The organism is Caballeronia calidae (assembly GCF_900044055.2).
In the GTDB taxonomy this organism is placed as follows: Bacteria; Pseudomonadota; Gammaproteobacteria; order Burkholderiales; family Burkholderiaceae; genus Caballeronia; species Caballeronia calidae.
The window spans coordinates 73,458-85,677 of sequence record NZ_FCOX02000020.1; the positions used below are offsets into that span (position 1 = coordinate 73,458).

Here is a 12,220-nt window from a genome sequence, read left to right on the forward strand (position 1 = left end):
AAGAGAGCGTCGCTAGTGCGTGGGGGCGGTTCCAAACGTCGACTCAGGCGCGCGCCGAGAAGCGAATCGAGGGCCGCACACGGCGGCCGCTCGTATCGTTTTCGCACGCGTGAGGCGAAGCAGCGGAGGAGCGAGCGGCTTCCACCATGCCTGATAGTGTAATAGCACCACAATTATCACAAACGGGTATACCCGTAGTCTAAATATCGAACGATCATCTGCAAATGACGATTGAGAACATGTCTGACGCCTCAACCGCCCGCGCGCGTTGAGCCGTGGTTTTAGTTTGATGGCCCCATTGCCACACCGGCGCTGACAGCCGAAGATAGCGTCCGGCGCCCCCGAGAGTGGCGCCGTCTTCAACTTTTTAGGTGATCGAAGCTCGCTGTGGCGGCGACGAAGCAGGGAAATCTAAGGATCGCTCCCGGTGGAGGCCAAAAGAATCCTGCGCAATTTCATCCAGAAAGTCGCATGCTATGACCCTTATTTCGTGAAACATAAAGTCGATTTTTGTTAATCGATGTAACCTATTGTTTATTATAAATATTAAAACCTAATATCGCGGTTCGCCTCGTATGTTTCACGGGAGCAGGCGCCCGGGGCCAAGGCAAATCGACAGTCAGCGGACCTGTCGCCGCGATGCGAGCACTTTTCTCGCGTTTCGTATCAATGTCCTCCTGTTTCGTATCGAGAGATACGTTTTCTGCGTACTACGGTCTAATAGCCACCCGCGTTGGCGCTCTAGAGTGGCCCCGGCACTGGCTGTGGATGCGACGTCTGGCTACCTCGTGAAGGACACGAGGAGTTCGATCGCGCCTCAATTTGGTGCGTCGCAGCAATTCGTGCTATAATTTTAGGCAGTGCTTACATCGCACTGACTCTTGAAGCGCCATTTCATCCGGCCCGCTCGTGTAAGCAGGCCGCGTCCCCCGCTCGTTGCGATATCACAAGCCGCGTCTGCCTTCAGCCCTTGAATGTCTTTGACGCGCCGGCCGCGATGTTCTCAGCCGCCGGACTCGCCGTCGCCGAGCACACCTGCCAAGGAGAATGCATGACAAGCTTTGATCGTGAGATTTCTGAGTCTGCTACAACCGCGTTCGTGCCTAAGGCCCGAGGCCGACGTGGGCCCAAGGCCAAGGCTGCTGCATTTTTGCTGCCGATGGACACGATGTCCTCGGCACTGCAGGACGAAGAGCGGCAGCGCCAGATGCGCGCGCTGATCCAGTTGGGCAAGTCGCGCGGCTACCTGACTCACGCAGAGATCAACGATCACTTGCCCGACAACTTCGCGCAGACCGCTGCCATCGAAACCATCGTCAGCACCTTTAACGACATGGGCGTGACAGTCTATGAGCAGACGCCGGATGCGGAGACGCTGCTCCTGAACGGCGTTACGCCGGCCGCCATGTCGGACGATCAGACTGACGAGGAAGCGGAAGTGACCCTCGCCACGGTGGATTCTGAATTCGGCCGCACCACTGATCCCGTGCGGATGTACATGCGTGAAATGGGCGGGACGGAATTGCTGACGCGCGCCGGGGAAGTCGAGATTGCGAAACGCATCGAAGACGGCCTTCACGAAATGATCCACGCGATTGCGGCCTGTCCGGCGACGGTCTCCGCGATCCTTTCAAGCGTGGAGCAAATTGAGGCGGGTGAACTGCGCATTGACGAATTGGTTGACGGTCTCAATGAAGACGCCCCGGCGGATGCGGGGGGCCCGGACTCATCTGATGCGGCTGAGCTCACCGCGGACGCAGCCGATGGCGATGATGGCAATGACGGCAATGAGCAGAAAGCCGACGAAGAGGGCGATGAACTGATCGACGAATGCGGCGAGACCGAGCAAGGGGATTCGGCGAAGGCAGACCAAGCTCGCCTGAAACAGCTCACGAACGACAGCCTTGCCATTTTTGCGCGCGTGCGCGAGTTGTTCGCTCAACTTCCACGCGCCGACGTGACCCAGGGCGCGGACGCGGTTGCCTTCGCACACGTGTGTGAGGCGATGCAGCGCGAACTGGCGCCCATTCGCTTTACGGCGCGCACGATCGATCGGCTCTGCGCGGACGTGCAGCAGCAGGTCGCGCAGGTGCGCGCGATCGAGCGCCGTGTTTTGCAGATTGCCGTCGACCGGTGCGGGATGCCGCGCGAGAAGTTTGTCGAGTCCTTTCCGGGACACGAAACCGATCTGGGCTGGACCGAACGCATGGCCATGGCCTCGAACAAGTATGGCGCCGCGCTGGAGCGCAGTCTGCCGGCGATTCAGGCGGAGCAGGAAAAGCTGATCGAGATCGAAGCCGCTGCCGCTCTGCCGCTGCAGCAACTGAAGAAAATCAACCGCCAGATGATGGCGGCCGAGTCGAAAATGCGGCAGGCCAAGGGCGAGATGATCGAAGCCAACCTGCGCCTCGTGATCTCGATCGCGAAGAAGTACGTGAACCGCGGCATGCACTTCCTGGATCTGATTCAGGAAGGCAATATCGGCCTGATGAAAGCCGTCGACAAATTCGAATATCGACGCGGCTGGAAATTTTCCACCTACGCGACATGGTGGGTGCGTCAAGCGGTGACGCGTTCGCTTGCGGATCAGGCGCGCACGATTCGTGTGCCGGTGCATATGATCGAATCGATCAACAAGCTCAATCGGATTTCGCGCGAGATTCTGCAACAGACCGGTCAGGAGGCGCATCCTGCAGTACTGGCAGAGCGCATGGAAGTGACAGAGGAAAAGGTTCGCGGCATGTTGAAGGTCGCCAAGCAACCGGTGTCACTCGAGATGCCGGTGGGCGAGGACGCGGATGCGACGCTTGGCGACATGATCGAAGATCCGATGGCGGCGTCACCCGCAGACGCGGCCGTGCATGCCAACCTGCGCGATGCGATCGACGAGGCGCTCGATGCGCTGTCGCCGCGTGAAGCGAAGGTACTGAGGATGCGTTTCGGCATCGATACCGCGTCCGACTTCACGCTCGAAGAACTGGGTAAGCAATTCGACGTGACGCGCGAACGGATCCGGCAGATCGAAAGCAAGGCGATGCGAAAACTGATGCACCCGAGTCGGGCGGACAAGCTCCGGCAATTTCTCGACCACTAAGTTTCCGACCACTCAGTCGCAGTTCCGCATCGATGCCAGATCGATGCGACAACGCGAACATCAGTCAGCGCCGTGGCGGCAAGCGGCGCGGGCCTGATGAGACGAGCAGGCGCCCTTGCCGTATCGACGCTCAAAAGACAGCGGTCGCTCGCGCTGTGCGCCGCTCGCCAGACCCGGCATCGCAGTACGATGGCTGGCGGCAGTTGGCCCTGGCGTTACAGCAATATTGCTTGCTGCAGCAGCTCCAACGCATTCAACTCGTCCGATCGACCCGTGCGTGCTTTGCCCGCTAGCGTCTCGATCAAAGCTTCCGCGATCGGCTCGATACCGTGAAGATTGTCCAGGCTGGTCAGGGAAGGGAAGGGCAGCGATGCGGCTGTTGACTGGGGCAGGGCGGAGGCGGGTGCCGGCTCAATCGTTGTCGGTCAGGCGGGTGGGACATGCTGCTCGCCTGCGTATTGAATTTCGGTTGAGAAACTCGCCGTGTTGACCGCGACTACTTCTGCAGCTGCAAACTCGCCGAGTGCCCGCCGAGCGGCGTGAACTGACCTCCCACGGTCTGGTTCACTCTCTTGAGAGTGCGAATAATGCGGTAATTCGGGCGTACCATCTGCATGGCTGCGGGTGCAAGCATCGCTCGAAACTTTGTGGACAAGGTGATGGGGCAAGTCGAAAAGAATGCAATTGAGGCTGCGGCGATCGCTCGTGTCGCCGAAGCGGCGAGGGACGTGCAAGCGGCGTCGATCGCGCTGGAAACGCACTTCAAACAAGAGGGCGCGGACGCACCCACCCTACATCTGGCGAGGCTTGCGGCAGCAATGAGCGAACTGCAGAGGGCACGGGATGAGTTCGACGCGCTACTCGCGTCGAAACGCTCGCCATAAACGAGCAAAAGGCCAAGTAGACGGCTGACTTTTTGAAGGCGCCTGAATCTCCAGCAACCACCAATTGGCTCACGTCGTGCTCGAGTCTGCCTGACGAGAAGCGTCTGCAGCGCGCGACCGCGTGCATGACGCGTGTTCATTTTGGCCCGCCGATCTCAGCGGGCTCTTTTCTCGATGAGCTTCTAGCCGCAAGAGCCGTTCAGCGCGGCTGAGCGAACGGGTTGATCGGTCGCACGCTGTCGCGATCTTTCACACGTTCGAGCATCTGCACCGTCTCCCACTCTGTGACCATCGCCTGCAACCCACGCACGACATCTGCTTCCATCGCCTGCAATCCAGCGTCGCCTCGAAAGCTCGTGCTGAATGCAGTACGCCATCGGTACTGGAAATGTCTTGAGACTTCATCAATACGATCCGGCGTCCCAGTCTTCGTGTAGATGACGGATTGCGGGGAGAAGGCATCGTAGTAGATGACGTGTGGCTGGTCAGTTTGCACCGCGACGCTTGGCTCTTCGCTGATGAGCAGCGACGCCACGAGCTGTATTGAGCCTTTCATGCCCTTTGGAGTCTTGAAAACCCATACGAGCTTGGGCAAGCGCTGTGAGAGTTCGACGATCTTCGTGCTACTGGAGCCAATCAAGCCGACGGAGCCGTTCTTGACGTTCTGCTCGAAACTCTGCGAGTGATAGAAAATATCCATGCGTTACTCAGTACCTCGTTGGTTCCGATGCCATGCGATCGCACTATCGTATCAATTGTGCCCTCGGAGCATCGAGCAGCCTAGGTCGTCACGCGAACCATCTTGCTCCCGGTGTTCGAAGCTTCCAGCGAAAGCGACCAGCATTCTCCCTCAAGGCAGCCGCTTCGTTGCTGATCTCAACGACTGTTCGGTCGACCAGAAATCGACCCGCGGGTCGCGCGACTGGAACCTCCGATATTCGCGTGCCGTCTGAACGTTCCACTGAGCGCTCCTTTCTCCTTTTTCCATCCCCATTCTATAAGGATGCCGAAGTAGCATCTATCTGTTTTGCGATGAGCGAACAGTCCGTACTGCGGATGCATGCAAGATTTGGTGTAGTGTCAGTGGCGCTGGGACGCTGCGGTCGAGCTTAATCTAGGCATCGCGTCGCTAGAGAAGGCGAATGTGTCGCTGACGCCAGGCACCGCTCTCTAGAGGGGTGCCTGGCGTCCAGCACGATCGACATTCGCGCGTCGCCGCGCATTTACAACCGAATCGCTTGCTGCAGGAGTTCCAACGCTTTCAACTCATCCAGTCGACCCGTGCGGGCTTTTCCGGCTAGCGTCTTGATCAGCGCTTCCGCGATCGGTGCGATCCCGTCAAGATTATCCAGGCTCGTCACGGATGCGACGGGGGGCGATGCGAGATCTCGCTGCGCCATGGGCGCGGGCAGCGCTTCGATCGTTGTCGGCGAGGGGCCTGGAAAAACCTCCTCACTTTCGTCCACTGAGCGACCGGCAGGCTCGCCAGGAGAATCAGTGACGGGATCTTGCAGGCCGACGGCCATCGGTTCCTCATTTGGGACATTCGCCGGTACCGTCAACTCTTGCGCATCGCCTAGGTTGACCCTGCGCGCGCTTCGCTTGCGTCCGGTCGCATTGGGTCGCTTCTCTGACCCACCATCGTTCGTTGCGGTCGAGAGCGGTTCCTGTTGTTGAGCGGCTGCGCGCCCACGCAAACCGGGGGTAAGAAGAAGCGACACCGACTCTGGAATCTCGGATTCAGAACGCGGCGTGTCCAACCAGCCGACTGGCAGACCAAGGCGCTCGGTGAAACGACCTGCTTCAACATCGTCCAGGCGCTTCTTGCCATGGAGGCGATGGGCCATGTTCGATCCGCTCATCGCCATGACCACACCAAGTTTGACTTTTGATCCGTTGCGGGTCGTCAGAACGTGGAGGTTAGCGCGTCGAATGTTTTCAACCGCTGCGCGGTCATTCAAAGCCAGTGGTTGCTGCTGGGATGCTTTTTCGGACGTCTTGGATTTCGCAGGGCTTTCGCTACGGGCAGCACGATGGCGAGGTTGTTTAGCCATTTCGCTTGCGCCGTTCCTGGCGGTCGGGGACGAGCCGATCGGTGCTTTCTTTGGCATTTCGGCTTCCTCGGGCAAACTTTCCTCAAGAAATGATTGCTGGCCGACGTTTAGGGCGGCAGCCGGCTCAGGTGCTTGCGACTCCGCCTCCGGCTCCTCGTCACTTTGTACGAAGTCGAGCGGCGACTTCAGCCGCGCAATGGTCTCGGGCGTGAGCACGGGATGGGATTGATCAAAAAAACCGTGCGGCAACCCGAGCGTGGTCTCCATGTGAAAGGCGGTCTCAGGCGTAAATCGCTCGCCTTTCATCAGCTCGGCCACTCGCGTCATGCTGGATTCAAGTCCCAACGCGATATTTTCTGCGCCCACTGCATTGACCAAAAACTGAAACGAACGCGTTTTGAAAATCGAGGCTGTTTGGGCAGGGTCGCGATCAGGCGCCTTCGTGTGCGGCTGCCTCTGCCGATTCGGCGAGGATTGTTCTACGTGGCGAGGTCGACGTTCACCGCTGTTTCGAGATCCCGCATATGGCCCGCGGGTTTGACGCATAGGGTAGCGCTCCCTCAATCGTTGACATACTGACGTCTCGATTATAGACGAGGCGATATCAGCGCTTGGTCAGAAGCGACCGGAAATGTGCACATTCGTCGACGGTTGCCGGATTGGCCCGGTTGCAACCTAGCGATACCGCTAGAGACGGATCGAACAAGGGAGAGGAGGGCGCCGAGGTAACTTTGAAACCGTTCGCCGACGCTTCGCTCGTCATATCATTCGCACCCCATCGATACGAGTTGCGTTCTGTCGGGTAACGGTTGGGGGCGTCTGGTACGTTACGGCATTCCGAAACGCTCGATCGCGAGACGACAGCTCTTAACCGATGTGTTACTCGTGCGTTTGCGGGCGTCCGTTAAAGTTTGGTTGCCACGCGCCGAAAACCCACCAATGAAAAGCGAACAACGCCCCAAAGCATTTCTTGACGATCCACTGCGAGCCGAAGCTCGCGCGCTCGCGGCCAGCATCGAAGCGATTCGAAGGGCGTGCGGCAAAAGCAATCCGCGTGACTTCACGGTAGGGACCAAGGAGTGGGAGCGCGTATGCATTGAATTCGCGCACGACCTGGGCTGGGCGTTAGGATTGGAAGGTCACGCGACCGATATTCCTGCCGCTGACGATCGCAACAAGCGTCCGCTTGGATACAGTTGAGCCGCCCATGGTTTCGCGAGCAACATTAAGCCTGCCCTGGCGCGCGTGCCATGAGTGCGCCGTTCGCCAATTTCGAGACGCTAAATGCTTTCTGTCGCCTGTAGTTAGGCGCTGTTCTATCCGACGTTCATCGGCAGTAACACCATCTGCCGGCCCTGCAAATGCAGGCGTGCCTGTATTTCGACCGGCGTCTGGTTATGAAGCCACGCCGTCAGGAAATTGACCCGCTTGAAGATCAGCTTGCTGGCAAAGCAGACGCTGTTCGGAAACTCGTCCATCGTCGCTTCGGCAAGCTTCATGAATTCGCCGATCGGATGCGTGCCGAAAGCGATGCGGTAGTCGGCGGCAATGCCGTGCCGTCTGCAATGCGCGACGTAGTAAACGAGCGATGAGGTGATCGTCTGCCGCAATTTATCGAGATGCTCCGCGCCTTCGTAGCTTTGCGCATCCACTTCGCCGACGGCGAGAAAGATGATGTTCCTGAAGTGTCCCGGGAACAGCCGATTCACCCATAGCAACGCATGCATGCTTGCGCCCCGGTGCTTCCCGACCAGCAAAATCGCGGTCGGCAGGGAAGGATCGGGGCGGCCTGGCGCGTCGGCGGCATCGACTTCGGGTGTCGCGCCCGCGAAAATGGCATCCTCTTTTGCGATCTGCGCACGCGTATCGCTGTAGTGACGCTTGATGAGCACGCACAGTACGACGACGGCGCTCGTCACCAGCACCGTCAGCCACCCGCCTGCGGTGAACTTCTCGATCAGCGTGATGACGAGCACCGTGCTCGTCACAGCCAGCCCGAGCGCGGAAAACGCGAAATGCTTGATCCAGTGGCTTCCGTCAACGCGATGCTTCCACCAGTACACGCACAGGCCGAGCAGCGAAAGGCTGAAAGTCAGGAACACGTTGATGCTGTACAGCACGACGAGCACGTCGACGTTGCCATGCGTCCAGAACAGGATCGCGAGGCTCGCGACGCCCATCACGATGATGCCGTTCTGCCGCACAAGGCGTGTGGACAGATCGCGAAAATGGCGCGGCACCCACGAGTCCGACGCCATGTTCGACAGCACAGCGGGGCCATCGAGAAAGCCAGTTTGCGCGCCCACCAGCAACAGCCCTGCCTCGAATGCGAGGACGGCGGCAAGCAGCGCATGCCGCGCGAATACGGACCCGAGCCCGAGGTGATCGATCACGCTGCCGAACACGACGGCATTGAGCGTCTGTCCTTCGACGGGCTTCGCATGCCAGAGCATGTAGAGCAGGATGATGCCGCCCGCTGTAAACGCGAGCGACGTAGCCATGTAGAACATGGTGACCTTGCCGTTGGGCACGCGCGGATCGGCAAGCATGTTGACATTGTTCGACACGGCTTCGAGCCCCGTGTACGTTCCGCCGCCGAGCGAGAACGCGCGCATCAGTAACGCCAGGACGACGAGGGGCCCGAGCGCGTGCGACATGCCATGGGCTTCACCGACCGCGTCCGGCACGACTGAAGCGAGATTGCTGCCATGCACGGCGACGCCATAGACGATAAGGCCAAGATGGAGCACGACGAACCCTAGAAAAATCGGTAGGAGCACTAGGATCGACTCGCGCATACCGCGGAAATTCAGGCCCGTCATCAGGACGATCAGTATGAGTTCGGTCGCGAGCTTGAATTCCTGGGCGCCGACGGGTAACAGACTGAAGAAGGCATCAATGCCACTCGCCAGCGACGTCGCGACGGTCAGTACATAGTCGACAAGCAGCGCCGCGCCTGAGACGAGACCCGGCCGCGGACCGAGCAGGGCTGTCGCGACACGATATCCGCCGCCGCCCGTCGGAAACAACTCGATCACCTGGTTGTAACCCAGCGCGATGATAAAGACCGTCGCCGCCGTGGCGATCGCAAGAAAAAGCGCGAGCGGCGTGTGTTGTCCCAATGCGAGAAACGCTTCTTCCGGACCGTAACAGGAAGAGGATAAGCCATCGGCACCGAGTCCGACCCACGCTAGCAGCGGCGTGACGGCAATCGCATGCCGGGTGCGCGGATCGAGGGGATCGAGCGGGTTGCCGACAACTAACCGCCACATCTTGTCGAGCGTACTCATTGCGTCTTCCGGAAATCATTCAACGGGGAGGCAGTGTAATCAGCATAGCCGCTGCATTCTCTGACGCGACGCTAAGTGCATCCGGAGGTCGAAATTTTTACGCGTTTTTTATATGGATGAGTCGAAGCCTTTCAGTTTCTTGACGAGTTCGATGATGCAATACAACCACGCAAGCCCCGTCGTCGAGAGTCGTGATGTTGAAGCTGCTCATTCCCGTAATTTGCCCTGCCGGTGCACCTGAAGCGGCGCGTCACGCGGCTTTCCTCTTCAGCGAGAACTGTGTCTCTCAGGTCGAGCTAGTCGAAGTACTGGAGGAGATGGGGCAGGGACGCGCCGCGGCATTTCGATCTCGTGCGCAGTGGCGTCGACGCGAAAAACTCATCATGCGCGACGCACTGGCCCTCACCCGAGCCGTGTTGGACGACGCCGGCGTGCCGTACACATGGAAGCGCGTCTTTGGCCCTCCTGAGAGGACGATCGCAGCATATGCAAATGCCGGTCGGGCTGACGTCGTCGTGCTCGATGCGGGTGGTCTCGGCCGAGTAAGGAAGTGGAGTATGTTCGTGCGCTTGTGGAGACTGAGCTCCAAGCCGATCACGGTGCTGCACTAAAAGAGCGCAGCGCTTCTTACGTTCATTTCGATGTGCGGTTAGCGGAGCTCGTGCCGCCTGCTAGATGTCTTAACGAACTGCTCTACCGCATGACATTGCTGCATGACAAAGATTTTCATCTAATAACCTCCGGCGCCGTCTGCGCTCGCTTCCCGCCGTAGTGTTGGAGGTCAAACGATCGCTGCGTCCCTGCAGGTGCATGACCCTAACGGTCTCTGAATGACGCGGCTTTCGACCTTGCGCGAATGTCTAGTGCACAGAGGAGCCGTCACGCTCGTGCAGCGATCGCTCTTGTCCAACGACCCGGATGAGATGGCGAAGCATTCTGGCGACCACTTCGCTCATTCAGCGAACGTTCGGCAATATTTGAGCGCGACATGGCTGGGTGCGGCTGACGCAATGTGACCTATGATTGGCTGGGGTAGCAAGTTTTGAACTTGCGATCTCCGCGTCCCGAATGCGGCGTTTTTTGCCTGCGCGCTCTCCAAGAAGACGGAGTCGATCATGCTACACAATGTACTGGCGGCCGCTCCGGCCATGGTCCTGTGCCTGCTGCTGCAAGGCGTCGTGGTAGCCATCTGCCTGCGCCGGTACGCGCGCTTCCGGCGCAACGTTAAGAACCAGGACTTGCTATGGGTGGATGTCCTGCTATTGATAACCGTGATGCTGCTGACCTTGCTCTGCAATTTCGCCCAAATGGCAATCTGGGCTGCGCTGTTCATGTTCTTAGGCGAGTTTTCCGATTTTGCCACTGCTCTGTATCACTCCGCGGTCAACTTCATCACGCTGGGCTACGGCGACATTGTCATGTCCAAGCAATGGCGCATGCTTGGCCCAATCGAAGCTGCCAACGGCATCCTTATGTTCGGAGTCTCAACCTCGGTGATGACGGCTGCGGTCATGGATGTGATTAAGTACCATCATGCCCGGCTGCAGCAGGAGTAGCCACGAGAGCACTGCACGTGAGGCGCCAGAGGAATGAAAATCGGCAGCCTCGTGCCGAGGCGGCTACGCGAGTGTCCGTTGTACCCGGCGCAATCAACCGGTCGATGCAACACAATAAGCGCTGCGTAAGGGCGGGAGTGGTGCGCTGAAACAGGGACGCCGGATTTACTACAGTGAGACGCAGAAGGCGCTAATGTGGGAGCGTTGGCGCAAAGGCGAATCCCTGCAGAAGATTGCTCAGCTTTTCGACCGAAACCACTCGTTGGTGCAGGGGGTTCTCGCTGAGACAGGCGGGATCCAGCCACCACAAAGGCATCGATCGAAATTGGCGTTGACCCTGGAGGAGCGCGAGGAGATATCGCGAGCGCTTGTGGCTGATGATTCGATACAGGCCATTGCCAGGCGACTTTTACGAGCGCCGTCCACCATCCCATGAGCCGCTCTCGCCGTCGCACACTCAAGACCGAAGATCACGGAAGGATTCGCGTAACGGTACCGATCAGCGAGCGCCTCGCCAGCGTGGAGGATCGCGCGGTACCAGGCCATTGGGAAGGTGCTCTGCTGTGCCGCAGCTCCAGCAGCCAGATTGCGACCCTCGTCAAACGTCAAACCTGCTACGTGGCGTTCCGCGCGGCGTGCGGCCTGTTCATCGCAGTGATCGGCGTCGCCGCCGGCGGTCACACTTTCGGCAGCGGCTACGCGGAAGCGCGCGGCAGGCTCGAAGGCAATTCGACGCTCGGCGCGAGCTATCCGCTGCTGAAAATGGCGTCGGTGGTCGGCTCCTATTTTCCCGGCGTGCCGGGCGGACTCTTCGCGCCGTCGCTCGCGATAGGAGCGGGCATTGGCAACGCGCTCCATCTCGTCTTCGGCGGCATGGAGTTGCCGATGCTGATCGCGTTCGGCATGGTCGGCACCTCGCCGCGGTCACGCAAAGTCCGATTACGGCGTTCGTGATCGTCATCGAGATGATCAATGGACATGCGCTGATGCTGTGGGTGATGGCGACCGCGTTGATCTCGAGTCAGGTGTCGAAGCTGTTTGCGCCCCGCTGTATGAGGCGCTTGCACAGAAATATATGAGTAAGTGACACGAGATGCAAAGACTTTTGTGTCGAAAAAAATCTGCTTGCTGTGCCGGGCGATCTCGTTCGCAGGGACCTTGCTCTAAAGATGGTGGACGCATGTGCGCAATATTTCGACGGCCTCGTCCTGACCGGGCTAATGCCGGTCTATTCGCGCGTAGGGTGGGCATCGCTGATTGAGCGCCCGTAACGAGAGAGCCTTGACGTCCGTACTTGCGTCTGAGACATGTTATCCACATTTTCTGTTGAGAACCCTGTGGA

8 protein-coding genes and 3 pseudogenes are annotated in these 12,220 nt (G+C 59.1%); 7 read left to right on the forward strand and 4 right to left on the reverse strand.

All coding sequences use genetic code 11. The features are described 5' to 3' along the window. Positions 1 to 1,051: 1,051 nt before the first annotated feature. Positions 1,052 to 3,094, forward strand: a complete 2,043-nt coding sequence (rpoD, locus tag AWB78_RS19590; protein ID WP_062607227.1) for an RNA polymerase sigma factor RpoD — start codon at positions 1,052 to 1,054, stop codon at positions 3,092 to 3,094. Positions 3,095 to 3,309: 215 nt separating this feature from the next. Here rpoD and AWB78_RS48350 read toward each other — a convergent pair. Continuing rightward, positions 3,310 to 3,519: pseudogene (locus tag AWB78_RS48350) on the reverse strand (hypothetical protein); the annotation flags it as partial. Positions 3,520 to 3,741: 222 nt separating this feature from the next. Between AWB78_RS48350 and AWB78_RS19595 the strand changes: the two are divergent. Further along, a complete protein-coding gene (locus tag AWB78_RS19595; RefSeq protein ID WP_157697566.1) occupies positions 3,742 to 3,978 on the forward strand; it encodes a hypothetical protein in 237 nt (78 codons plus the stop codon). Positions 3,979 to 4,177: 199 nt separating this feature from the next. On the opposite strand, the gene AWB78_RS19600 is transcribed toward AWB78_RS19595, so the two are convergent. Beyond that, a complete protein-coding gene (locus tag AWB78_RS19600) occupies positions 4,178 to 4,678 on the reverse strand; it encodes a hypothetical protein (protein ID WP_062607230.1) in 501 nt (166 codons plus the stop codon). A 523-nt stretch (positions 4,679 to 5,201) separates the two neighbouring features. Next, positions 5,202 to 6,578, reverse strand: coding sequence for a hypothetical protein (locus tag AWB78_RS19605; protein WP_062607232.1), 1,377 nt, complete (start codon positions 6,576 to 6,578; stop codon positions 5,202 to 5,204). Between the two features lie 393 nt (positions 6,579 to 6,971). Here AWB78_RS19605 and AWB78_RS46620 point away from each other — a divergent pair, with 393 nt between their 5' ends. Continuing rightward, entirely contained in the window at positions 6,972 to 7,232 is a 261-nt protein-coding gene (locus tag AWB78_RS46620; protein ID WP_157697567.1) for a hypothetical protein, read from the forward strand. Between the two features lie 116 nt (positions 7,233 to 7,348). Here AWB78_RS46620 and AWB78_RS19610 read toward each other — a convergent pair whose 3' ends face one another. Next, a complete protein-coding gene (locus AWB78_RS19610) occupies positions 7,349 to 9,322 on the reverse strand; it encodes an APC family permease (RefSeq protein WP_062607233.1) in 1,974 nt (657 codons plus the stop codon). 194 nt (positions 9,323 to 9,516) lie between these two features. Between AWB78_RS19610 and AWB78_RS19615 the strand changes: the two genes are divergently transcribed. From AWB78_RS19615 to AWB78_RS47665, 4 genes and pseudogenes are all read left to right on the forward strand, one after another. Then, on the forward strand, positions 9,517 to 9,933 hold the full coding sequence (locus tag AWB78_RS19615) for a universal stress protein (RefSeq protein ID WP_062607235.1): 417 nt from the start codon (positions 9,517 to 9,519) through the stop codon (positions 9,931 to 9,933). A 504-nt stretch (positions 9,934 to 10,437) separates the two neighbouring features. Continuing rightward, positions 10,438 to 10,878 carry a potassium channel family protein gene (locus AWB78_RS19620; RefSeq protein WP_062607236.1) on the forward strand — a complete coding sequence of 147 codons (441 nt, stop codon included), beginning with the start codon at positions 10,438 to 10,440 and terminating at the stop codon, positions 10,876 to 10,878. Between the two features lie 193 nt (positions 10,879 to 11,071). Then, positions 11,072 to 11,308, forward strand: a pseudogene (locus AWB78_RS50135) (helix-turn-helix domain-containing protein); the annotation flags it as partial. Positions 11,309 to 11,496: 188 nt separating this feature from the next. Further along, a pseudogene (locus AWB78_RS47665) lies at positions 11,497 to 11,965 on the forward strand (chloride channel protein); the annotation flags it as partial. Between the last annotated feature and the right edge of the window lie 255 nt (positions 11,966 to 12,220).

Bases quoted from the DNA above. Each gene is read 5' to 3' on its own strand.
- AWB78_RS19610 (WP_062607233.1), bottom strand. From the start codon at position 9,322: ATGAGTACGCTCGACAAGATGTGGCGGTTAGTTGTCGGCAACCCGCTC.
- AWB78_RS19600 (WP_062607230.1), bottom strand. From the start codon at position 4,678: ATGGATATTTTCTATCACTCGCAGAGTTTCGAGCAGAACGTCAAGAAC.
- AWB78_RS46620 (WP_157697567.1), top strand. From the start codon at position 6,972: ATGAAAAGCGAACAACGCCCCAAAGCATTTCTTGACGATCCACTGCGA.
- AWB78_RS19620 (WP_062607236.1), top strand. From the start codon at position 10,438: ATGCTACACAATGTACTGGCGGCCGCTCCGGCCATGGTCCTGTGCCTG.
- AWB78_RS19605 (WP_062607232.1), bottom strand. From the start codon at position 6,578: ATGCGTCAAACCCGCGGGCCATATGCGGGATCTCGAAACAGCGGTGAA.
- rpoD (WP_062607227.1), top strand. From the start codon at position 1,052: ATGACAAGCTTTGATCGTGAGATTTCTGAGTCTGCTACAACCGCGTTC.
- AWB78_RS19615 (WP_062607235.1), top strand. From the start codon at position 9,517: ATGTTGAAGCTGCTCATTCCCGTAATTTGCCCTGCCGGTGCACCTGAA.